This is a genomic window from Neobacillus cucumis, assembly GCF_002860255.1.
Classification (GTDB): domain Bacteria; phylum Bacillota; class Bacilli; order Bacillales; family Cytobacillaceae; genus Neobacillus; species Neobacillus cucumis_A.
Genome location: NZ_PGVE01000080.1, coordinates 23,969 through 45,861, shown reverse-complemented (window position 1 = coordinate 45,861; position 21,893 = coordinate 23,969). Strand labels below are relative to the sequence as shown.

Below are 21,893 nucleotides of genomic sequence, written 5' to 3'. Positions count from 1 at the left end.
AATGTCCCCATTTTATGAGGACATTTTTCTAATCATCATTCCTATTCATTCCTGTGAATATGAAAACTAGTCTTAATAGCTCTAGGACAGCTACAGCTGCGGCGGCTACATAAGTAAGTGCAGCAGCATTCAATACTTTTCTCGCTTCTCTTTGTTCACGATTACCTATTAATCCAAGAGAAACCACCTGATTCATGGCTCGGTTTGAAGCATTAAATTCAACTGGCAGTGTAACTATTTGAAATAGAACCGCAGCCGCCATGAAGATAATCCCAAGTAAAAGAAACCCGCTTAAATGAGCAAATATTCCAATCATAATGAGAACCCACGACGCGTTTGATCCTAAATTTGCAACAGGGACTAAAGCGTGACGAAATCGAAGGAATGCATAGCCTTCTCCATCCTGAATAGCATGTCCACATTCATGGGCAGCAACTGCAGCAGCCGCAATTGAATTCCCATGATAATTTTCCGGTGAAAGTCGAACGGTTTTACTTCTTGGGTCGTAATGGTCACTTAAATAACCACGCCCTTCTTCAACCGCAACATTATATAAGCCATTTGCATTTAGAATTTCCCTTGCAACGTCAGCCCCTCTTCGATATGTCGAAGTTGGAACACGTGAAAACTTGGCAAAAGTATTTTTCACTCTCATTTGTGCCCATAAAGGAATTAAAACGATAATAGCAAAGTAAATAAGATACATAATATCCTCCAAATCAGCTCATGATGTTATCAGTATATGTCCAGCCGATTAGACGCGTCAATCTTTTAAGTCTCTTGATCGGTTCTTCTTCAGTTCTTTGTCTCCTTGATACTTTCTCCAGCCCACATATGATAATGTCATGATAATAATGCTTCCTGTAGAAATAATCACCCACCATAACGATGGATCAGCTTCATCATCTTCCATATTAGCAAAAAGGTTTTTTAAGTCAGTGTCAAGTGCATCCAGCTCTTGCTGGCTCTTAGCATCACTAAGAACTTGTGATCGATATTCATTAATATAATCTATCCTTGCATCTATTCTTTGAATATTTTCCACAGGCACATCTATTTTCATACTTGGGTAAATAACATTATATAATGATAAAAATGTGTTAAAATTTGTATAAAAATGGGCACTATCACCCATTACTGCTGCTTCTTTTGCTTGGTGAAAGGCAGACATGACTTGTCCTTCCATTTCTGTCCATAAGGGTTGATGACTCGTTGCTAAAGCATCAATAACAAGACGGAACTTCGTTAGTTTATTTAATCTTTCCTCATATTTCATATTAGGACTAACTGCAGCTTCCATTGCTTCATCATGTGAAGTATTAACAATTCTTACTTCATCCATCGAAAGCGGTTCCTCTGTTCCAGTAATGCTTGTAAACTGGTCAGAAAAATAATCAAGTAATTTTTTTGCATCTTCATATCTTTGAAACTTCACCATTTGGAGAGCTTCATCAGAGATATCATCAAGCTTCTCCATTGGCGATTGCTGTTCTGCATAAACAGATATGGGAGTGAGCATCATGATAATTGCTAAAAAATATAACCATCTAAATTTCAATCCTTGTCCCCCCTTTCAATACTAATAAAATGTATGTAAGGTTGGACAAGGTTAGACCAATTTCAATTATTAATTTTTAGTTTAAAGCGACTAGGCCTCATTCCAAGATAATAGGCAATGCCTATGGAAATCCAGGAAAGCCAAAATGTAAAATAGCCTATTTGCGGCATAAATTTATTTAGCATTTGATAGCTTGGCATCATAAAGAAGACATAATCAATAATGTCATTATGAAGTGTCCAAATCGCAGTTACAATTAAATGCCACGCCTTAAAACGATAGAATGGGGCATAAAGAATACCTTGTACTGCCATAGCTAAATGAGAAAAAATCAACATATACCCGATCCAATCCAGCTCCCCTTGGAAAAATAAAACGAGCAGGTTCATAACAACAGCCCAAATCCCGTATTTAAATAGAGTTACCATTGCTAGAGACTCCAGTAAAGGCCAATTCTTTTTTAATAGGAAAGCTAACAATACAAAAACGAAAAATAGACTTGCAGTCGGGCTGTCAGGAACAAAAGCAAGGAACACAGGCGGTGTCTCCTTTAACTGCCACCCGTACCAATAGTATCCATAGATTGTCCCCGCAATATTTACAAGCAGTAATAGCTTTAACACAGACCGGTTAGACAGGAGAGGGTACATCCACCCCACAACTACTCCCCCTTTAAATAGAACTCTTCCTCAAGAAAAAAGCTGACGAATCCCCGTCAGCTTTTTATTCATTAAATTATTTTTTACCAAGACCTGAGATGTATTCAGAAAGCTTTTTAAGCTCTTCATCTGAACCCTTAAAAACACCTGGTGGCATCTTTCCGCCTTTACCCTGTTTAGCAATCTTAGCCACTTCGTCTGCAGATAAACCTGTACCAATTAGCGTTGGAGCACCGGCCCCACCTTGGAAACTGTCACCATGACAAGTGATACAAGTATTTGCTTGAGCGATTTTATATCCTTCACTGTTCTTGTCGATTTCTACTTTTTGGACAATTTTTCCTTGTCGCTCTGCTGCAGCCCAGTCATGCGTTGCAACAGACTGCCATGTTAAGAACACGACAGCAGCTAATGATAAAAGCATAAAGCCGGTAGCCAGCGGTCGTTTTCTTGGGCGGCGTTCAGGCCCACGATCAAGGAATGGTGCTAATAATAATCCACCAAAAGCTAAACCTGGTATAATCATTGCACCAATTACTGTATAAGGACCTGAGGCAAATGAGTATTTTAACAATTGATACAAGAACAAGAAATACCAGTCTGGCAATGGAATGTATCCTGTATCTGTTGGGTCCGCTATCCTTTCAAGCGGAGCCGGATGAGCTACTGTTAAACTTAAATAACCGACAAGGAATACTGCTCCTACCATCCATTCTTTCAAGAGAAAGTTAGGCCAGAATGCTTCTGTTTTACCAGGATATTCAGAGTAATCTTTCGGAAGTTTTGGCGTCCGCATTTCTGGTGCTGGAACACGTGAGTCACCAACAAATTTCATACCTTTACCGCGATGCATTGAGCAATCCCCTCCTTTTTTCTGTAATAGTACTTATAAGGTCAGAAAAAACTGATTTTAAAGCGGTCCAGAGATACCTTGTCTACGAATCATGATAAAGTGTGCTGCCATTAAAGCAAACAACACTGCAGGCAAGAAGAATACATGAATAGCAAAGAATCGAGTCAATGTTTGAGCACCAACAATATGTTCATGTCCAGCTAGTAATACTTTCACGTAAGAACCGATGAACGGTGTTGCCTCAGCAATTTGCAGACCAACTTTTGTAGCAAACAGCGCTTTCATATCCCAAGGTAATAAGTAACCCGTAAAACCTAATCCTAACATGACGAAGAAAATAAGTACTCCGACAATCCAGTTTAATTCACGAGGTTTCTTATAGGCACCTTGGAAAAAGACGCGTAACGTATGTAAAAACATCATTACAAGTACTAAACTGGCTCCCCAGTGATGCATACCACGGACAATTTGTCCGAATGCAACTTCATTTTGCAAATAATAAACTGATTCCCAAGCATTTTTAATATCCGGTACATAGTACATGGTTAAGAACATACCGGAAAGGATTTGAATAACTGTAACAAAAAAAGTTAGACCTCCAAAGCAATAAACAAAGGCTGAAAAGTGATGCGCCGGGTTTACATGCTCTGGAACTTCATGGTCAGCGATATCTCGCCACAACGGCGCAATATCTAAACGTTCATCTACCCAATCGTAAATTTTGTTTAACATGATTACGCCTCCTTCCGTGGTTCAGCTTTTCCTAAGTATAGATAGCCGCCTTTTTCCTTGTATGGGTATTCATCAAGCGGGGCTAACGGTGGTGTACCAGGAATATTGGTTCCATCCTTCTCATAGCGCCCATAATGGCATGGACAGAAGAATTGGTTTGGATGTTCTTTGTTCGTATTCCAGCCCACAGTACAGCCCAGGTGTTTACAAATCGGAGAAAGTGCTACAATTTTGTCTCCATCCTTATAAACCCAAGCAGTGTTCGTAACTTCAGACTCATACCATGCATCCTTTTGTTTGAAGGTAAAATCCACACGAACTGGTTCTTTTGTTAATTCAGAAACCTTTTGTTTTGTTGCGATAAAATCTCCGCCTGCTTCAGCCTTTAAAACAGGATCCACAGCAAATCTAACCATTGGCATTAACATACCGGCTGCCATGAATCCGCCTACACCAGTTAAAGTGTAGTTTAAAAATTGACGTCTTGAAACGCGCTCTTTACTCAAGCTTATCCCCCCCTTGTTCATAAGTTTCAGTCCAACGGACACAATTTAAACACATATAAAACTAGGACATAACAATGATATATCAATCTTGTAGTAAGGTCAATATCATACTATTTCAAAAACATATAATATAGTTAGCTTTTCTCGTTGTTTCTCCATTTTTGTGTAAAAATTGAAAACAGCTGTTTAACCTGACTATCCACAACCTCCATTTTTTGAGGTTCACTCATGCTTCCAAGCGGCATTGATGGCAGCCATATTAACGACCCGCCTAATCTGTTCTCATACATACGCCAATCCAGTTCAGAAGTTATGTAAATTACGTGCTTAAATTCACTTTTCGAAATATTATCTTCCCAATTTAACAAATTGCTTAAAACATTATCCATATTGTCACTCTTAAGATAGGTAAATGGCGGAAATAATAGAATTCTGCCTGTAAACTGTCTTTCCAGGTGACCTGTTAAGAGCGAAATAAATTCAAATGCTGCTGCGGACTGTTTCATCTCCTCTCCGAATGATAAAGAGTATACTGGAATAACCGCGGTATCGACATACTCTTTTGCAGTTAAGTAGGTCTCAACCTCTTGAGGTACCCATTTCATTATTACACCAACCTTTTTGATTCACTATTTCTATCATATCATTATCTCCTAAAAATATAAAAGATAAAGTAGAATATTTTGAAATATTACCCAAGCAACGAAAGCGCTGGAGCTGGACAATTCTCAAAGTCGAAAGTTTTTCTGTCTTATTTCATAAAAAAAGGAAGTCAGCTTAGCGCAGACTCCCCTTTTGTTGAATTTCTGATAAGTTATTTAATTTTTCTGTTAGCATTTGGAATAATTGCTGATCCTGATTATCTAGAGCTTCATCAATTAACTCCATTAATTTTTCCCGTTGAAAACGTTCAATGCTGTACTGCAATAATTGTTCGGCTATCATGCCATCTTTTTCATTTACCTGTAAGTGTTTCGGAACAAACGGATTTTCCTCCAAAACAGCTGCATACTGATGTGCCTGATTAGAAGCATGAAAATTTAATTGGATAAAGATATCTTCATCACGGTTCAGCCGAATATCATGAAAGGATTTTTCTGCATCTGTTGTCATGACATTTTCTTTGTAAAAACGAAACGGCACTTTATCCACGCAATGCGTTGACATAATTAAGCCTCTAGGACAGTACTGTGCTTGCTCTACAAAATGTACTTTTTCCATTAATTGGTCATGACTCATTAGATAGTTAAGAATCCAAACACATTCTCTTCTCTTTAATTGATAATGATTTAAAAACCAGCGAATAAAATCCTTCTTCTCGTTGACAGAAACAGGGGTTGTCATGATAGTTTCCCTCCTCTGCAAAATCAGCTTTTTTTAAATGTTCACATCGGTAAGACGTTCAAGCAAATCAAGATATTCTTCGTTAGTTGGATCCCCTATTAACAACTGTTTAAAAATTTCGGCAGCGCGTTCGTTTTTTCCTTCTTCTACAAGAAAATATCCATAATCCTGTAAAAAAGATTCGTTATTCTTAAAAAAAGTATATGCACTTTCATATTTGTCTGATGCGGAAGAATATTCTTCAAGTTTAGCATTGGCTAAGGCTGAATCCCAAAGAAACTGCGGTTCCTCATCTTCATGGATATCAAGTTGGGAGATCAAATCAATGACATCCTCATATCGTTCCTGCCGGAAAAAAAGTTTATTTAAAGTATGGGCGGCTTCCATAAATCCCGGATCTAATGCAATTGCCTCACGAAAATAATGTTCTGCCTCATCTTCCTTACCAAGTTTTAAACTCACTTTTCCTCCGTAGAAAAATAATTCTTTATTAAATTCATCCTGTTTAATTCCATCTTTAATTGCTTGTAGGCTATTTTCAAGTTCTTCTTCCCGCTCATATGCCTTAGCCAAATGTAGATAAAGAGAATGGTATTCTGGGTCAAGCTCTTTTAAATCATTAAACTTTTCAATTGCAGTACGGTTGTAACCTGCTTGAAGGGCCGTAAAAGCATAGCCAAATAGAGTATTAATCTCTAATTTTTCTCTTAATGAATGATCATAATAAGTAAGTGCCTCTTCAAAAGCTCCTGAAGTACTCAATAAATCAGCCATTCTTCCATGAATATTAACACCAGCAATTTCATCTTCTTCGCTTAAAACTCGCTCGTATGCATTCTTGGCCTTAATTACCTCACCTTGTTCACTGTAAAGCTCCCCTAAAGCAAAGTCGATAATAACCTCGTCCGGCAGTAATTCTTTCGCCTTTAACAACTTACTTTCACATACTTCATAAAGCCCCTGAATTTGATAAAGATCAGCTAATAATAATAGTGACTGTCCAAAATGAGCATCTTGTTCTGAAATTCTCTCTAATACAAGGATTGCTTCTTCTTCTTCTCCTGCTTCAACTAAAATTTCTCCCAGCAGGACAAGGAGCTCGCCTTCTTCTGGATAGATATTTAGTAAACTCTCAACCAATGCCTTTGCCTCTTCTAGAAAACCATAATGGTACAGTTCTTCGCCGAGAAGAAATTTTTCTTCCGGATTACCGCTTTGTAATACATCATTATATTCATTTAATGCCTCTTTATGTTGGCCGTTTTCTAACATTTGAATAATTTTATTTACTCGTTCCATTACTTTACCTCTACTTCCCAGATTTACAAAGAAAAATACGATGGGGTTCGTACCTTAACATATTCTCCACTTCCTGGACTATATAATACTTTTTCGCCCGCACGGATTACTTTTCCTTTGTGGACTGTAGCAACAAGTCTATTACTATGATAATGAAATAAACTTTCTGCATCAACCTTAAGGATTTCACTTTCCTTTAAATATAAATTATAACTCAATTCTGTGCCCGTCATAAGGCTGCCTTTGTGCGGATAAAGACCGATTTTATTTAAAACAGCTAGAGACAAAGGTTGGTTTTCAGCAATTACATCGTATATGGCTGTAATTTTTTCTTTCACCATTATATCTTTCCATTTCGACAGAAGCATCCTTGCTTCCTTCTTTTGTGGAGAAGAAATTAATGGAATTAATGGACTATTAAATGGAAACATTGCTTCCCTAATCCACCCCCACGGAATTTCTTCTAATTCATCATTATCTTTGAGTTCGACGAAGATAGCAGGAATTTTAAGTTTTTTACAATTTCTAATCAATGAGAGGGTAATCAGTCTGGGAGGAATTTTAACCCCGATTATAAAATCAATGGGACTACTGATTAGGGCCGTCTTCATTTCATTTATCTTATTTTCAAGTTCATTCTCGTAGGATAGCTCTACATAGGTAAAGATGGTGGTACATCCTTTTAATAAAAATTTTTCTGACAAAAATGTTTTTAAAACCTGAAAGGTACTTTTCATGGGAAAAGCTGTACTTAAAAGGACATATGAAGGGGTGAGAATATAGGATTCTAGATTCATTCGCATATACTGATCATGTGCTGTACTTTTTCGAATCATGCTTATTTTTTCATTACAAATGAATAGCGAACATGTATGGAGCCGCTTGTCTCTAAGTATATTGGCATTTTCGATTATATACATCGTCCACCACCTATTTAATATTCTTAAGACAAGCTATGCAATAAAAAGTAAATCTATGACTTTGTAACAGTATAATAAATAGTAAAAAGCTGCACATAGGCAGCTTTATTGAATAAGGCTATTTAAGTGATCAAAAAAGTTTGGGTATGAAACTGAAATTGCTTCAGGATGTTCAAGCTCTACAGCATTCTGACATAAAAGTGAAGCTATAGCAAGCATCATGCCAATTCGATGGTCTCCATGACTAGAAACCTCTCCGCCTGACAGCTTCGATTTCCCATGAATTATCATACCATCTTCAGTAGCTTCAATATCTGCTCCCAATGTTTTTAACTCTTGAACCACTGTATCAATTCGATTTGTTTCTTTTACCTTTAATTCTTCAGCATCTTTAATAATCGTTGTTCCTTCCGCTTGAGTTGCAAGGAGAGCGATTATTGGAATTTCATCAATTAGCTTTGGAATTAAGCTTCCTTCCACCACTGTTCCTTTAAGATTAGAAGTTTTGATTATGAGATCCCCAGCCGGTTCAAAATTATTGTTTTCCACTTGAACAATTTCTAAATCCGCCCCCATTTTTTGCATAACTTCAATAATCCCAGTTCTAGTTGGATTTAGTCCAACATTTTTCAAGACAATTTCACTCCCTGGGATAATAGCACCAGCAACAAGGAAAAATGCTGCAGATGAAATATCACCAGGTACATGGATGGTTGAAGCTGTCAATTTTTGTCCACCTTTAACCCTGATTGTCTGATTATCTTTTATTATTTCACCGCCAAATTGTCGAATCATTCTTTCTGTATGATCACGAGTTTCAGCAGGCTCAATAATGGTACTCACTCCATCTGCCTGGAGTCCTGCAAGGATAAGTGCAGATTTCACTTGTGCGCTTGCAACTGGAAGTTCATATTGAATTGGCTGTAATTGGCCTCCTCGGATTGAAATGGGTGTAAAATCTCCATTTTTTCGTCCATCCAGTTTTGCACCCATTTTAGACAATGGGACTGTTACCCTTGTCATTGGTCTCTTACCAATCGAAGCATCACCAACTAGAGATGAATAAAACGGTCTGCCAGCTAAAATCCCCATTAATAATCGAATCGTTGTTCCAGAATTCCCCACATCCAAGACTTCGGTCGGCTCAGTCAAGCCTTCAAAACCTTTCCCAATAATGCGAAGCTGACCATCAGATTCCTCAATAGTAACCCCTAATTTTCGAAAACAAGATATGGTACTTAAACAATCATCACCAGGTAAAAAGTTAGTTACACTTGTTTCGCCATGAGCGATGGAACCAAACATCACAGAGCGATGGGAAATAGATTTATCACCTGGGATTGTTACTTCACCAACTAATTGATTTATCTTGGTCTTAAGTTTTAATGTCGCCATCAAAATCACCTTTTTATTTATATCAGAATTTGTTTTTAGATTCTCAATGAGCAGTCGTCAGGTACCCACTGAAGTTGCGTAGCTTGAATAGCTGCCTATACAACTCTCTGCTCTTTGACGATCTTCCTCCGTTTGAAAACTTATTACTAACACTCCATTAATATCTTCACGTGTTTCTAAGATGCGTATATTGGTAATGCTGATTTTTTCCTTTGCCAAATAACCAGTAATTTCTGAAATCACACCTGGATAGTCAGGCACATCCACGTATAAATCATAAAATGAAGGTATAGCCCCTTTTTCTTTTTGTGGCAATCCATCACGGAACTGTTTTGCCTGATCAAAATAATTAAAGATGGCCGAACTATTTTCTTGTTCTAACAGTGCTTTAACCTCATTCATTTCTTGCAGCCACTGATTAAGCAATTCTATTAAGATTTCACGGTTATGAATTAAAATATCTTTCCACATTTTAGGGCTACTTGACGCTATCCTTGTAATATCGCGGAAACCGCCAGCAGCAAGGCGAGGGATTAGACTCTCTGATTCAGAGAGTCTTTCCGTTTGACGAACAATCGATGCAGCAATAATATGTGGAAAATGACTGACGATTCCTGTTAGATAATCATGTGTCTCCGGACTGATTGTTAAAAATTTAGCATGAGTCCCGATTAACCACTCTTTTAAAGCAGCCACCTTGGCACTGTCAACATAATCTACAGGTGTTAATAAATAAAAGGCATTTTCAAATAATATTTCCTTGGCTGCTGAAACACCGCTCTTATGTGAACCTGCCATTGGGTGACCCCCAATAAAGGTTATGCCGCGTTTTTCTAAACTTAGACTGCTCTCAACAATCTTCCGCTTAGTACTGCCTGTATCTGTAACAATCACTTCTGGATTAAGTGGAAGTTCAGCTAAAAGCTGTATGATTTCCTTTGTTTCAGTTACCGGAGCAGCAATAATAATTAAATCTGCTTCAATAGCTCCATCTTGAATACTATGGGCTATTTCATCTATTACACCAAGCATCTTAGCTAGCCTTGCCTGTTCGTAGTTAATATCGAACCCAACAATTTTTGAATCGGGATGTTCCTTCTTAATACATAACGCCAAGGAACCACCTATTAATCCTAAGCCAATGACAAAAACTCGGCCCTTCAATTTCAGTCCCCCTATTTTGAGAAAGCTCTTTTAGTTCGCTCCCAGAAATTCACTTAATACCTTTAATACTCCATCGTTTTGTTCTTCGGAGCCCACTGTAATTCTTACTGAAGTTGGGAAGCCGAGCGCTTTTCCGGAACGTACAATAAATCCTCTCTCTTGTAAATAATTGAAAACCTTATCTCCGTCTACTTTGAAATCTATTAAGATAAAATTGGTCTGGGTAGGGTAATATTCAAGATTATGCTGTTCGCAAAATTCGTAAAATTGTGCAATCCCTTGTCTGTTTTTCTCTTTACAGTCTTCGACAAATTGTTGATCTTTAATCGCTGCACTTGCTGCCAACTGACCTAAAGAATTAACATTAAAGGGTTCCCTTGCTGGTTCTAAAGCCTTAATAATTGCTGGATTAGCTACCCCATATCCAATTCTTAAAGCAGCCAAACCATAAATCTTCGAAAAGGTCCTTAATACAATTAAATTATTGTATTTACGGGTCAAACTAATAGAATTATAATAATCCTCAGCCACTACATACTCATAATAAGCCTCGTCAAGAACCACTAGGATATGTGCCGGTACTTTTTCTAAAAACGGCACTAATTTACTCTCCGGTATATATGTACCGGTTGGATTATTAGGACTGCAAACCCAAATTACATTGGTCTGTTCATCAATTGCCTCTAACATTGCATCTAAATCATGCTCACCATCGACTAGAGGAAGTTCTTTTATAATAGCTCCTTCAATTACAGCATTATGTTTATACTGAGAAAATGTTGGATTAGCCATAATTGTGCTGGCATTAGGATGTAGGAGTGCCCTTGAAATGATTTGAATCAGATTATCTGATCCATTACCTAAGATTATTTCATTCTCTTCAACCTGCAAAAATGAAGCAAGTGTCTCTCTTAATTTAGTGGCATAACCATCAGGGTAGATGGCTAAGCTGGTTTGATTTTCTTTTAGTGCCGCGGAAACTGTCTCTGAGCAACCAAAAGGATTTTCATTGGAAGCTAACTTCACAATATTTTCAAGATTAAATTGTTTTTTTACCGCATCAATAGACTTACCTGGTTGATATGGAGTCAGTGTTAATAACTGCTCTTTCCATCTCATTATTAGCCACCTCGTTTGCTCTATAAATAAATTAATTAACTCTATAGTGTCAGACTGTTGTTTAAATCAGGTCTTAACACTTTTGCATCTCTTAAATATAAATGGACAATCTCTTCCTGTGATACATTTGTATTTACATGAATCATTACTCTAATACACATTTTCAAAGAATTAGGTACAGGCATCTCCCGCATACACATTACTGGTACATAGGTCCAGCCAGTAAATTTTCGCAATGCTTTAGCTGGAAAAGCCGCATCCACATCTTCTGTGGTTGAAACTAATACCGAGGCCACGGATTCAGGCTGTATTTGATTAGCTTCAATTAACTTCGCAAAAAGTTCCTCTGTCGCTGTAATGATAGCTTCTTCAGAATTAATATTAACCGTAGTGGCTCCCCTTACCCCTCTAATCATAGACAAACCCCCTTATATATTAAAATTGTGTTAACTCTTGTCTTATTACCTCTTCAGCTACTTCTAGAAGTACTGGATTCCCCTCCTGTTCAAGTAAAACAAAACGGATTGAATGACCAACAGATTTTTTATCTTGTTTCATTCTACCGATAAGGCTCTCAAAGGATAGTTGCGTTGGGATTGATGTTTCATAACCCAACTTTTTAATCCAGTCAATAAATTCACTTATATTAAATGATAAACCTAATAAATTACTGCTTAATTTTAATGCAAAAATCATTCCGATCATAACCGCTTCGCCATGAGTAAATTTTCCATAACCCATTTCCGCTTCAATAGCATGTCCAAGTGTATGCCCTAAATTCAAATAAGCACGTACACCTGTTTCTCTTTCATCCTGTGATACAAATTTGTTTTTAATTTTAATTCCTTTTACTAAAGAATCGGATAATTGCCCTTTTGTAATGACATTCAAATCATTAACATTTGATCTTAACCACTTATAAAATTGAGGATCTGCAATGAGAGCGTGTTTGATAACCTCTGCAAACCCCGAACGTATTTCATGAATTGGAAGTGTTTCTAATAATTCAAGATCATAAAATACAGCTTCGGGTTGATAAAAGGCTCCAATCATATTTTTGCCAAGCGGGTGATTAATTGCAACTTTGCCGCCAACAGCACTATCATGCGCGAGAATGGTTGTAGGTATCTGAATAAAAGGAATCCCTCGCATAAACGACGAAGCAACAAATCCGGTTAAATCCCCAACTGCCCCTCCCCCAAAAGAAAGAACAACGGATTTACGATCCAAGTGATTACCAAGAGCAGTAGACAGGGCCTCATAATATACATCAAAAGTTTTTGCCTTTTCACCAGAAGGTGCCGTAAAAATGACTGGTTCCAAAGGTTTTAACACCCGAAGTAATTTTTCAAGATGAAGATCTGCTATGGTTTCATCGGTAATAATTAATATTTTTGTTAGATTGGGAAAATGATCAGTTAGAAATTTGCTCAGCTCTTTTCTAATTCCTTCACCTACAAAAACGGGATATTTCTTGGACTCTGTTTGAATTTGAATGGTTTCCATTAAAACTCCCTCGCATATTCACGATGTCTTTTGATTTCATCGACAAGGGTTTCAAACCGGTCACTATTAAACTGTTCAATTAGGGCATTGGCAAGTTCCCATGCGACTACATGCTCTGCTACAACGGCAGCTGCGGGTACTGCACAACTATCGGATCGCTCAACACTTGCTGCAAAAGGCTCCTTGCTTTCAATATCAACGCTCATTAGTGGTTTATAGAGTGTTGGGATGGGTTTCATCACACCTCTAACTACAACAGGCATACCGGTGGTCATTCCACCCTCAAAACCTCCTAGACGGTTGGTCTTACGGTAATAGCCAGTTTTTCCATCCCATGCAATTTCATCATGAACTAGACTTCCCGGTAATCTTGCCGCTTCAAAACCTATCCCAATTTCAACACCTTTAAAAGCATTGATACTCATAATTGCGGCTGCTAGTTTACCATCCAATTTTCTATCGTAGTGAACATAGCTTCCAATACCTGCTGGCATACCTGTTGCAACAACCTCGACAACCCCGCCAATCGAGTCTCCATTTTTCTTTGCTTCGTCAATCGCAGACATCATTGCTTGCTCTACATTCGGATCCGCGACTCGAACAGGGGATGCTTCTGTCGATTCTTTTAAAGCTTCCATCGAAAGATTAGGATTAACCGTAGCTTTTACTCCTCCTAATTCGACAACATGTCCGACAATCTCCACGCCAAGCAATGATAAAAGTTTTTTAGCAACTGCACCTGCTGCAACTCTAACGGTTGTTTCTCGAGCTGAAGAACGCTCTAAAACATTTCTCATATCGTGGTGACCATACTTTATGGCCCCATTTAAATCTGCGTGACCAGGTCTTGCCCTGGTTACCTTTCGTTTAATCTCATCTTCTTGCCCTTCCTCTAAAGCCTCAATGCCCATAATTTTTGTCCAATGCTTCCAGTCATTGTTTTTGACCACTAATGCTATTGGTGAACCAAGGGTTTGTCCATGACGAACACCTGAAACAATTTCTGCTGTATCCTTTTCAATTTGCATGCGTCTTCCGCGGCCATAGCCTTTTTGCCGTCTTGCTAATTCATCATTTATATCTGAAGCCTCAAGCGGCATACCCGCTGGCAAGCCCTCTAAAATTGTTGTTAGCTGCGGCCCATGGGATTCTCCTGCTGTTAAGTATCTCATTCCCATTGCTCTTTCCCCCTTCAACTCATTAAAGAATTATGTATCAATATAACATATTGAGCAAAATAAACATAGTACTACTATTCAGAAAATAAGAATAAATTTTTGTGTAATCGGATACAAAAAAAGCACTTGTATAAGGTTTATACAAGTGCTTTTCAAATCAATTAGTAAATCCATTCGTTCACTAACTTAGAATAATCAACTAACTCATTTTCCTTAAAAAATAATCCAATTTCACGTTCTGCACTTGCAGGAGAATCGGAACCATGAATTACATTTTTACTAACAATGAGGCCAAAATCACCGCGAATAGTTCCTGGGGCAGCGTCCTTTGGATTAGTTTTACCCATCATTTGGCGTGCTGATGCAATAACATTATCACCTTGCCAAACCATTGCAAAAACAGGTCCAGAGGTAATAAAATCTACTAATTCTCCAAAAAATGGACGCTCTTTATGCTCCCCATAATGTTCTTCAGCGAGCTCATTCGAAATACTCATTAATTTTGCCCCAACTAATTGGAACCCTTTTTTTTCAAAACGAGACACAATTTCCCCGATAAGGTTACGCTGAACTCCGTCAGGCTTCACCATTAAAAATGTTTTCTCCATGAATTCCACTCCTAAAAAATATTATGTATATTGGTTGTTAGAATGAACAATCCATGAAAATGTTATCATTTTTTTGAATTTTTAGCAAGATGACCCTGACAGAGAAATTAGAACTTTCGTCTGCCTATGTATTTAGCAATATCTCGAAGGGTTTTTTTGGCTTTATGATCCGGCAGTTCTTCTAAAACAGTTAATGCTTTTTCTAAGTAGGAATCACTTAAAGCGAAGGATTTTTCAATGGCACCTGATTGTTTGATCAGCGAGATAATTTCACCAATTTTCTCAGGCTTCATATTATCATGTACCTTTTCTATTTCACTTCGTATATAATGATTTTCCATTGCAAATAGCGCTGGGGCAGTTATATTTCCTTGTAAAAGATCACTACCTGCCGGCTTGCCTAATTCTTTTTCAGTGGAGGTGAAATCTAATATGTCATCAATAATTTGATAGGACATCCCTACATAATAACCAAATCGGAATAGATTCTTATGATGGTATTCTTCCACTCCCGCAGCAATCGCACCTAATTGACAGCTTACTGCTATTAACAGTGCTGTCTTCCTTTTAATTCTTCTTAGATAATCCCTTAAATTTTGATTAAAACGATACTTATCTTTTATTTGCTGGATTTCCCCAACGGTTACCTCGACGATGGTGTTTGCTAAAATTTTATGTGCGTCCGGATTTTTAATATTAGTCATTAATTCCAACGCAAGGGCAAAAACAAAATCACCTGTATACATGGCTATTTTGTTATCCCATTTTGATTTAACTGTTGGCTGTCCTCTGCGAAGGTCAGCATCATCAATTACATCATCATGAACGAGCGAGGCCATATGTATCAATTCTAATGCAACAGCTACATTTTTCATCATATGGATATCATACTGGCCAAATTTACCTGCAAGCAAAACAAAAACAGGACGAATTCTTTTTCCTCCGGCTTGTAATGTATGCATAGAAGCTTGTTTCAAAAGAAGAGACTCCGGCTGGATGGTCTCTTCAAGTTCTCTCTCTATAATGTTAATATCCGAATTCAAAAATGAATACATCATTTTTAATTTCATTTGTATTCACCCTGCTTTTCATCCTGTCTTCATTTTTGATCAATTATTTTTTTTTACCAATATGAACAGCAGCTGCACCACCACTATACGGTTTATATTTCACATCGTTGAAACCTGCACGCTCAAATAATTTGGCAAGTTCTCTCATTCCCGGAAAATCACGGGCCGATTCGTGCAGCCATGCATATTCTCGGTAGCTTTTCGCCAACAATTTACCGAACAACGGCATGATAAAACGAAAATAAAAATAATATAGTTGTTTATAACCAATTAAGGTAGGCTGTGATGTTTCAAGGCAAACTGCCATGCCCCCTGGCTTCAAAACCCGATATATTTCTTTTAGGACTTGAAGGTAATCCGGTACATTCCTTAATCCGAACCCAATGGTTACATAATCGAAACTGTTATCTGGAAATGGTAATTCCATAGCATTTCCATGTATTAATGTTACCTGCTCAAGACCTAAATCTTTAACTTTTTCTTTACCTACATTCAACATATTTTGACTAAAATCAAGACCTGTTACTTTTCCGGCCGGGCCAACTGCTTCAGCTAAGGCTATTGTCCAATCGGCAGTTCCGCAGCAGACATCGAGAGCTTTTGAACCAGGTTGAACATTCATTCTTCTCATGGTATCTTTCCGCCACTTGATGTGTTGCTGAAAGCTAATAACTGAGTTCATTTTATCATAGTTATCAGATATCTTTTCAAACACATTGTGAACGCGCTGTTCTTTCGATTGCTGCATGTTTTACCCTTCTTCCACAAAAGTTTTTGCATATGGCTGGTATTGACTCAACAACAATTTAACCCTTTTTACAAGGAAGTCATTCAGGTTAGGGAGTGTTATTAAAGCTTTTTCAACAGCTTGTTTTAAACGTTCTAAATAATCATCACAAACCTTGAGTAATTGCTGTTGTTGTGGTTCTGTTAAATCTTCTAATTTTACCTCACTAAAGAAGATTTTTTGTAATGATTGAAAAAAAATAGAACATCCTGATTGAAAATACTCGTTTCTTTCATTTATTAAGCGTTTAAATAATAGCAAATTGGCAAGAAATTCATTCCAAAATTCAACCTTAAAATAATCAGAGACTTTTGTAAGAAGTGAACTTTCAATTCGAATGATACTGGTCATTAAACTATCTACTCTATCAAGGTCACTTTGATAGACAAGAATTTTGTTTTCGTTAACTTCCTTAACCCCTTTTGAAAGAGATTTTATCATGTTAATATCTTCTGATTCAGCAAGAAGTTTATAGTAAAGTCCGCTAAAATAGTCTCCAGCAAGCACTGTTAATTGACGCTTTTTCTCATCAACCACAGCACCTGAGATGTATTCATGGGTGTCAAGGGCAATTTGTATTAGCATAGTTGACAAGGTATAGGTTTTTATCTTTTCAAAAGACAGATCTAATGATTCCAATATGGAGACAAGGATTAATAGCTTATCCTCATCAATATTTGGGGTTTCTATATATTCAAGCAAATAGGAATTAAAAACCCTCTTTTCGACCTGCTCTTTTATATTATTAAATTTTTGTCGAACATCCTGCACTTTCATCACCCTTGCTTCCCCGATGTTTTCGCTTTATGTATTTTATATTGTTTATTTGAATGGGATTTTCATGCCTCTTTCTAAAGAAAAATCTCTACTTCTAATAAACAAGGCAGACACCATTATATCATAAAAGGTCTGACATGGGCAGAAATTCACAAAATAATCACTTCATCCGATAACTGCCTAAACTATTTCTTCATTTCACTCTCGATTTCACCGAATTGTGTTAGAATTTTAGCATTTCCCCTAATTTTAATCGCTGATGTATGTTCGGTAAACTGAGCAATAAGTACTTCCCCTTTATCAAGCTTTTCTGAATGATGGAACCTTGTATCCGAACCCCTTGTTAACCCAATCACGCTGACTCCATCACCTACTGCTTTTATAACTACATAATCGCTATTTTGCGGATTTTTCTTTTCCAATTTAAACACTCTCCAATATGTCAAGAAGTTAATATCTATTTAATATTTAATTAAGGAAAGTACTTCAGACCGCGCCACTGCATCGTCTGCGAGAATCCCTCGGACAGCTGTTGTTACTGTTTTTGAACCAGGTTTCTTTACTCCCCGCATTGTCATGCACATATGCTCCGCTTCAACAACAACCATGACACCCCGTGGTTCAAGCTTTTCCATCATACTATCTGCTATGGTCGATGTAATCCGTTCTTGCAGCTGCGGCCTTTTAGCAACAGCCTCAACTGCACGTGCTAATTTACTCAAGCCGGTTACACGGCCATTTTGTGGAATGTATGCTACATGAGCTTTTCCAAAGAATGGAACTAAATGATGTTCACACATAGAGTAAAATGGAATATCCTTTACCAAGACAAGTTCTTCATGATCTTCACTAAAAATTGTCTCAAAATGCTCCTTTGGATCTTCATTTAAACCGCTGAATACTTCCTCATACATTTTTGCCACCCGCTTAGGTGTGTCAAGTAACCCTTCACGATTTGGGTCTTCACCAATTGCTTCTAATATTAAACGTACCGCGTCTTCTATTTGCGCACGATTGAATTCCGACATACTGAATTCCTCCTAAAGTATATCTATTAAGTATAAACAACAAATACATATTAGCACAATCATTTCAGTGCAAGCAAAAAAATAGATGATTTCTAATGATGTTAGCTTATCAATAGAAAAAAGGTCATGGACTTCTCCATGACCTTTTTGCCTAAGCTATCGCTTTAAGCAATTTATGTAAATTACTTAACTGCATCTTTAAGCGCTTTACCTGGTTTGAAAGCTGGTACTTTGCTAGCAGCGATTTCGATTTCATCACCAGTTTGAGGGTTACGACCTTTACGGGCAGCACGCTCACGTACTTCAAAGTTACCAAAACCAATCAATTGTACTTTATCACCATTTTTTAAAGCATCTAAAATCGCATCAAAAACAGCATCAACTGCTTTGGTAGCGTCCTTTTTTGAAAGCTCGCTAGCTTCAGCAACTGCATTAATAAGTTCTGTCTTGTTCATGCCATTCACCTCCTCCCAAAGAAATTATCAAGATTCGTAAATAAGATTACTTATCTACATTTCTAAACAATTTTTCTAATTTCTATACGTCATAGCAAGGTTTTTATTACCAAAGTTATCCAAATTGATGACTTTAGTTACCTTAATCTATTTATTTGATGAAAACCTTATAAAATAAAGGTTTTAAGCACTATAACGTAATTCTGTTAAAAGATTATCATAATCATTTCCGCTTATCAAGAAGATTTCATGAAATAATGGTAATCTTTTCTTTAGTTTATCAATATTCTGCTATATTTGACCCATTTGGAGCCCTAATTTTATGAACAATAAAAAAGGACTCCGAAATGGAGCCCAACATTTAGAGGATAATGGCTATTAATCCTCCAGAACCTTCGTTTATAATTCTCTCTAGAGTTTCCTTTAATTTGTATCTGGCATTCTCTGGCATTAAAGAAAGTTTTGCTTGAATTCCCTCGCGAACAATGGAACTTAAACTGCGGCCAAAGATGTCGGAATTCCAAATTGATAATGGATCGTCTTCAAAGTCCTGCATTAGATAGCGGACTAATTCTTCACTTTGTTTTTCTGTGCCGATAATAGGGGCAAATTCTGATTCTACATCGACTTTAATCATATGAATGGATGGAGCAACTGCTCTTAATCTCACACCAAATCTGGCACCCTGTCTGATAATTTCCGGTTCTTCAAGACTCATATCAGTCAGTGTTGGCGAGGCAATCCCATAGCCAGTCTGTTTAACCATTTTTAACGCATCGGCAATATGATCATATTCTGCCTTTGCATGGGCAAAATCTTGCATCAATTCAAGCAAGTGATCTTTCCCTCTGATTTCCACTCCAACAATTTCTTTTAAAATATCATCATATAATTCATCAGGTGCGATTAAATCAATTTCAGCAACACCAGAACCCATTTCAATACCAGCTAATCCGGCTTTTTCAATGAATTCAAAGTCACTAAACTGTTGGACGACACGATCAACATCTCTTAATCTCTTGATATCTTTAACTGTTTCTTTTACTGCATCTTGATAGCTTTCCCTGAGCCAATGATTCTCTCTAAGCACCATGACCCAGCTCGGCAAGTTGACATTTACCTCAAGTACTGGGAATTCGTATAAAGCCTCGCGAAGAACATTCAGAACATCGGTATCTCGCATGCTTTCAACACTCATCGCAATGACAGGAATATCATATTTTTCAGCTAAACTTGCTCTAAGTGTTTCAGTCGCAGGGTGATATGGCTGAGCACTGTTGACTACCATAATAAATGGCTTACCAACTTCTTTTAACTCATTAATCACTCTTTCTTCTGCTTCAATATAATTGCTTCTAGGTATTTCACCAATTGTTCCATCAGTGGTAACCACAACGCCAATCGTAGAATGCTCCTGTATTACTTTCCTCGTACCAATTTCAGCAGCTTCATGGAATGGGATTGGTTCCTCGTACCATGGTGTATTAATCATTCTAGGCCCATTTTCATCCTCATAGCCTTTAGCACCTGGTACAGTATATCCCACACAATCTACAAGCCTAATATTAACATTAAGACCCTCTTCAACATTCACTGTGGCTGCCTGATTTGGTACAAATTTTGGCTCAGTAGTCATGATGGTTTTACCCGCGGCACTCTGTGGAAGCTCATCCTGTGCACGAGATCTTTCAGCTTCACTACTTATATTCGGCAAGACAACAAGCTCCATGAATTTTTTAATAAATGTTGATTTACCTGTTCTAACTGCTCCGACTACTCCTAGATAAATATCACCGCCTGTTCTTTCGGCAATATCTTTAAAAATATCGACCTTTTCCAAGTGATCCCCTCCCGATCATAGAGTAAAGTGGGATAATATCATCCATATTAGGTATTTTTGGACAGTATATATTTATGATGTTGTCCTATCCTGTTATGACACTTTTCTAAATTTTTTTACCCCCTTGTTAAAATTTCACATAATGTACTGATATCTGTTTTCTCTGAAAATTAGGTTGTATGGAGGGTTTCTAACTATGGTTAACGGATACGGAGTGTATTACCTGAATCCATATCGCCATTATATTATTTAGCATAAAAAAACCCTTCTCCTACAATATATTTCATAGGAAAAGGGTTATGACAAAAATAAAGTTTGAGACTCCCGCTACTCAGTATATTAGATGCACCTAAGTTATCTTATTCTTCTAAAAATATCGGTTCTTTCGTCTTAGTTTCAATTGTATAGGGCAGGGAATAAGCAGGAACAAACATTGAGTCATTCACTAAGATAGAACGTATATCTTCCCCCGGTTTTAGCTCCTTACCTGACTTTTTTAGGACCTGATAGAGATCCGGACGATAATCAACATATACTTCAGCTTCACCGGTAATAACTAATGAGAGGTTTTGATTAGTAAATGGACTAACAATATATGGTGCCTTCTTTAGCCCGAGTTTTGAATAGTCGAGAGAAAAGACATTTTTAGCAAGTTGTTCTTTATACGGAGGATAACCATTTGTTTTTATCCGCAATTTGATATCGCGAATAGTCTCTGCCATCCTTAAGTCCAATAATTTTACAGTAGGATTTGTCTCCACATCTACAAGTACATATTGAAATATACCACCACTCTCATAGGCATTTCCTGGTGGCTCGGACATATACTTTGGTGCAATTTTTTTAAAATCAATTGGGTATTTTTGATAAATGGGGGTATCCGCTTCCTTTGTTTTAATCGGCAAAATACCGCCATTATCCTTTTGAAAGTCATCTACTGCCGATTGTACAGCTTTAATTTGATCATTATATGGTACTTGGTTTTGTGTTAATTCCTCTTTCGGATATAAACAGCCCGATAAAAGTACAGCTGTAATAATTAGAGTGCCAAACAGCATTATTCTTTTCATAAGATCACCTTTAGATTTATGTATG

25 protein-coding genes are annotated in these 21,893 nt (G+C 37.3%); all 25 read right to left on the bottom strand.

All coding sequences use genetic code 11. The features are described 5' to 3' along the window. Positions 1 to 28 precede the first annotated feature (28 nt). The gene (locus CVD27_RS21550; RefSeq protein ID WP_101650366.1) at positions 29 to 706 is read right to left on the bottom strand and encodes a zinc metallopeptidase; all 678 of its coding nucleotides are present in this window, start codon (positions 704 to 706) and stop codon (positions 29 to 31) included. Positions 707 to 763: 57 nt separating this feature from the next. Beyond that, complete coding sequence (ypjB, locus tag CVD27_RS21545) at positions 764 to 1,558, bottom strand: sporulation protein YpjB (RefSeq protein ID WP_101650364.1); 795 nt, start codon at positions 1,556 to 1,558, stop codon at positions 764 to 766. Positions 1,559 to 1,620: 62 nt separating this feature from the next. Continuing rightward, positions 1,621 to 2,217: a DUF1405 domain-containing protein gene (locus CVD27_RS21540; RefSeq protein ID WP_101650363.1), complete on the bottom strand. Its 597-nt coding sequence runs from the start codon at positions 2,215 to 2,217 to the stop codon at positions 1,621 to 1,623. Positions 2,218 to 2,293: 76 nt separating this feature from the next. Then, complete coding sequence (locus CVD27_RS21535; protein WP_101650361.1) at positions 2,294 to 3,070, bottom strand: menaquinol-cytochrome c reductase cytochrome b/c subunit; 777 nt, start codon at positions 3,068 to 3,070, stop codon at positions 2,294 to 2,296. Between the two features lie 57 nt (positions 3,071 to 3,127). Continuing rightward, the gene (gene qcrB / locus CVD27_RS21530) at positions 3,128 to 3,802 is read right to left on the bottom strand and encodes a menaquinol-cytochrome c reductase cytochrome b subunit (RefSeq protein WP_101650359.1); all 675 of its coding nucleotides are present in this window, start codon (positions 3,800 to 3,802) and stop codon (positions 3,128 to 3,130) included. A 2-nt stretch (positions 3,803 to 3,804) separates the two neighbouring features. Further along, complete coding sequence (locus CVD27_RS21525; RefSeq protein WP_142384124.1) at positions 3,805 to 4,329, bottom strand: QcrA and Rieske domain-containing protein; 525 nt, start codon at positions 4,327 to 4,329, stop codon at positions 3,805 to 3,807. A gap of 113 nt (positions 4,330 to 4,442) precedes the next feature. Then, a complete protein-coding gene (locus tag CVD27_RS21520) occupies positions 4,443 to 4,913 on the bottom strand; it encodes a YpiF family protein (protein WP_101650355.1) in 471 nt (156 codons plus the stop codon). A gap of 172 nt (positions 4,914 to 5,085) precedes the next feature. After that, entirely contained in the window at positions 5,086 to 5,652 is a 567-nt protein-coding gene (locus CVD27_RS21515; protein WP_101650353.1) for a ReoY family proteolytic degradation factor, read from the bottom strand. Positions 5,653 to 5,685: 33 nt separating this feature from the next. Beyond that, entirely contained in the window at positions 5,686 to 6,951 is a 1,266-nt protein-coding gene (locus CVD27_RS21510) for a tetratricopeptide repeat protein (protein ID WP_101650352.1), read from the bottom strand. 23 nt (positions 6,952 to 6,974) lie between these two features. After that, a complete protein-coding gene (locus tag CVD27_RS21505; protein ID WP_101650350.1) occupies positions 6,975 to 7,871 on the bottom strand; it encodes a hypothetical protein in 897 nt (298 codons plus the stop codon). 105 nt (positions 7,872 to 7,976) lie between these two features. Further along, positions 7,977 to 9,266, bottom strand: coding sequence for a 3-phosphoshikimate 1-carboxyvinyltransferase (gene aroA / locus CVD27_RS21500; protein WP_101650348.1), 1,290 nt, complete (start codon positions 9,264 to 9,266; stop codon positions 7,977 to 7,979). A gap of 57 nt (positions 9,267 to 9,323) precedes the next feature. Next, positions 9,324 to 10,430: a prephenate dehydrogenase gene (locus CVD27_RS21495; RefSeq protein WP_101650346.1), complete on the bottom strand. Its 1,107-nt coding sequence runs from the start codon at positions 10,428 to 10,430 to the stop codon at positions 9,324 to 9,326. Positions 10,431 to 10,460: 30 nt separating this feature from the next. Beyond that, positions 10,461 to 11,549, bottom strand: a complete 1,089-nt coding sequence (gene hisC / locus CVD27_RS21490) for a histidinol-phosphate transaminase (protein ID WP_101650344.1) — start codon at positions 11,547 to 11,549, stop codon at positions 10,461 to 10,463. Positions 11,550 to 11,590: 41 nt separating this feature from the next. Further along, entirely contained in the window at positions 11,591 to 11,965 is a 375-nt protein-coding gene (gene aroH / locus CVD27_RS21485) for a chorismate mutase (protein ID WP_101650342.1), read from the bottom strand. A 19-nt stretch (positions 11,966 to 11,984) separates the two neighbouring features. Beyond that, on the bottom strand, positions 11,985 to 13,055 hold the full coding sequence (gene aroB, locus CVD27_RS21480) for a 3-dehydroquinate synthase (protein ID WP_101650340.1): 1,071 nt from the start codon (positions 13,053 to 13,055) through the stop codon (positions 11,985 to 11,987). Continuing rightward, positions 13,055 to 14,227 (bottom strand): chorismate synthase, encoded by a 1,173-nt coding sequence (gene aroC, locus CVD27_RS21475; protein ID WP_101650385.1) that lies wholly within the window; start codon positions 14,225 to 14,227, stop codon positions 13,055 to 13,057. Before aroC ends, aroB begins: the two co-directional genes overlap by 1 nt. Positions 14,228 to 14,394: 167 nt before the next feature. After that, complete coding sequence (gene ndk, locus CVD27_RS21470; protein WP_101650338.1) at positions 14,395 to 14,841, bottom strand: nucleoside-diphosphate kinase; 447 nt, start codon at positions 14,839 to 14,841, stop codon at positions 14,395 to 14,397. A 107-nt stretch (positions 14,842 to 14,948) separates the two neighbouring features. Beyond that, entirely contained in the window at positions 14,949 to 15,911 is a 963-nt protein-coding gene (gene hepT, locus CVD27_RS21465; RefSeq protein ID WP_101650336.1) for a heptaprenyl diphosphate synthase component II, read from the bottom strand. A 43-nt stretch (positions 15,912 to 15,954) separates the two neighbouring features. Continuing rightward, positions 15,955 to 16,659 carry a demethylmenaquinone methyltransferase gene (locus CVD27_RS21460; RefSeq protein WP_101650334.1) on the bottom strand — a complete coding sequence of 235 codons (705 nt, stop codon included), beginning with the start codon at positions 16,657 to 16,659 and terminating at the stop codon, positions 15,955 to 15,957. 3 nt (positions 16,660 to 16,662) lie between these two features. Further along, a complete protein-coding gene (locus CVD27_RS21455; RefSeq protein ID WP_257984452.1) occupies positions 16,663 to 17,475 on the bottom strand; it encodes a heptaprenyl diphosphate synthase component 1 in 813 nt (270 codons plus the stop codon). Between the two features lie 185 nt (positions 17,476 to 17,660). Continuing rightward, positions 17,661 to 17,897 carry a trp RNA-binding attenuation protein MtrB gene (gene mtrB / locus CVD27_RS21450; RefSeq protein WP_101650332.1) on the bottom strand — a complete coding sequence of 79 codons (237 nt, stop codon included), beginning with the start codon at positions 17,895 to 17,897 and terminating at the stop codon, positions 17,661 to 17,663. Positions 17,898 to 17,936: 39 nt separating this feature from the next. Continuing rightward, positions 17,937 to 18,503, bottom strand: coding sequence for a GTP cyclohydrolase I FolE (gene folE, locus CVD27_RS21445; protein ID WP_101650330.1), 567 nt, complete (start codon positions 18,501 to 18,503; stop codon positions 17,937 to 17,939). Positions 18,504 to 18,685: 182 nt separating this feature from the next. Further along, positions 18,686 to 18,958 (bottom strand): HU family DNA-binding protein, encoded by a 273-nt coding sequence (locus tag CVD27_RS21440; RefSeq protein ID WP_007084878.1) that lies wholly within the window; start codon positions 18,956 to 18,958, stop codon positions 18,686 to 18,688. Between the two features lie 361 nt (positions 18,959 to 19,319). Beyond that, positions 19,320 to 20,798, bottom strand: a complete 1,479-nt coding sequence (spoIVA, locus tag CVD27_RS21435; protein WP_101650328.1) for a stage IV sporulation protein A — start codon at positions 20,796 to 20,798, stop codon at positions 19,320 to 19,322. A 359-nt stretch (positions 20,799 to 21,157) separates the two neighbouring features. Further along, positions 21,158 to 21,868 carry a hypothetical protein gene (locus tag CVD27_RS21430; RefSeq protein WP_101650326.1) on the bottom strand — a complete coding sequence of 237 codons (711 nt, stop codon included), beginning with the start codon at positions 21,866 to 21,868 and terminating at the stop codon, positions 21,158 to 21,160. Between the last annotated feature and the right edge of the window lie 25 nt (positions 21,869 to 21,893).

What these genes read in the sequence shown, in the direction of transcription:
- CVD27_RS21550 (WP_101650366.1), bottom strand. Translation starts at nt 706, where the DNA reads ATGTATCTTATTTACTTTGCTATTATCGTTTTAATTCCTTTATGGGCA.
- CVD27_RS21535 (WP_101650361.1), bottom strand. Translation starts at nt 3,070, where the DNA reads ATGCATCGCGGTAAAGGTATGAAATTTGTTGGTGACTCACGTGTTCCA.
- qcrB (WP_101650359.1), bottom strand. Translation starts at nt 3,802, where the DNA reads ATGTTAAACAAAATTTACGATTGGGTAGATGAACGTTTAGATATTGCG.
- CVD27_RS21525 (WP_142384124.1), bottom strand. Translation starts at nt 4,329, where the DNA reads ATGAACAAGGGGGGGATAAGCTTGAGTAAAGAGCGCGTTTCAAGACGT.
- CVD27_RS21520 (WP_101650355.1), bottom strand. Translation starts at nt 4,913, where the DNA reads ATGAAATGGGTACCTCAAGAGGTTGAGACCTACTTAACTGCAAAAGAG.
- CVD27_RS21515 (WP_101650353.1), bottom strand. Translation starts at nt 5,652, where the DNA reads ATGACAACCCCTGTTTCTGTCAACGAGAAGAAGGATTTTATTCGCTGG.
- CVD27_RS21510 (WP_101650352.1), bottom strand. Translation starts at nt 6,951, where the DNA reads ATGGAACGAGTAAATAAAATTATTCAAATGTTAGAAAACGGCCAACAT.
- CVD27_RS21505 (WP_101650350.1), bottom strand. Translation starts at nt 7,871, where the DNA reads ATGTATATAATCGAAAATGCCAATATACTTAGAGACAAGCGGCTCCAT.
- aroA (WP_101650348.1), bottom strand. Translation starts at nt 9,266, where the DNA reads ATGGCGACATTAAAACTTAAGACCAAGATAAATCAATTAGTTGGTGAA.
- hisC (WP_101650344.1), bottom strand. Translation starts at nt 11,549, where the DNA reads ATGAGATGGAAAGAGCAGTTATTAACACTGACTCCATATCAACCAGGT.
- aroH (WP_101650342.1), bottom strand. Translation starts at nt 11,965, where the DNA reads ATGATTAGAGGGGTAAGGGGAGCCACTACGGTTAATATTAATTCTGAA.
- aroB (WP_101650340.1), bottom strand. Translation starts at nt 13,055, where the DNA reads ATGGAAACCATTCAAATTCAAACAGAGTCCAAGAAATATCCCGTTTTT.
- aroC (WP_101650385.1), bottom strand. Translation starts at nt 14,227, where the DNA reads ATGAGATACTTAACAGCAGGAGAATCCCATGGGCCGCAGCTAACAACA.
- ndk (WP_101650338.1), bottom strand. Translation starts at nt 14,841, where the DNA reads ATGGAGAAAACATTTTTAATGGTGAAGCCTGACGGAGTTCAGCGTAAC.
- hepT (WP_101650336.1), bottom strand. Translation starts at nt 15,911, where the DNA reads ATGAAATTAAAAATGATGTATTCATTTTTGAATTCGGATATTAACATT.
- CVD27_RS21460 (WP_101650334.1), bottom strand. Translation starts at nt 16,659, where the DNA reads ATGCAGCAATCGAAAGAACAGCGCGTTCACAATGTGTTTGAAAAGATA.
- CVD27_RS21455 (WP_257984452.1), bottom strand. Translation starts at nt 17,475, where the DNA reads ATGAAAGTGCAGGATGTTCGACAAAAATTTAATAATATAAAAGAGCAG.
- folE (WP_101650330.1), bottom strand. Translation starts at nt 18,503, where the DNA reads ATGTCGGAATTCAATCGTGCGCAAATAGAAGACGCGGTACGTTTAATA.
- CVD27_RS21440 (WP_007084878.1), bottom strand. Translation starts at nt 18,958, where the DNA reads ATGAACAAGACAGAACTTATTAATGCAGTTGCTGAAGCTAGCGAGCTT.
- CVD27_RS21430 (WP_101650326.1), bottom strand. Translation starts at nt 21,868, where the DNA reads ATGAAAAGAATAATGCTGTTTGGCACTCTAATTATTACAGCTGTACTT.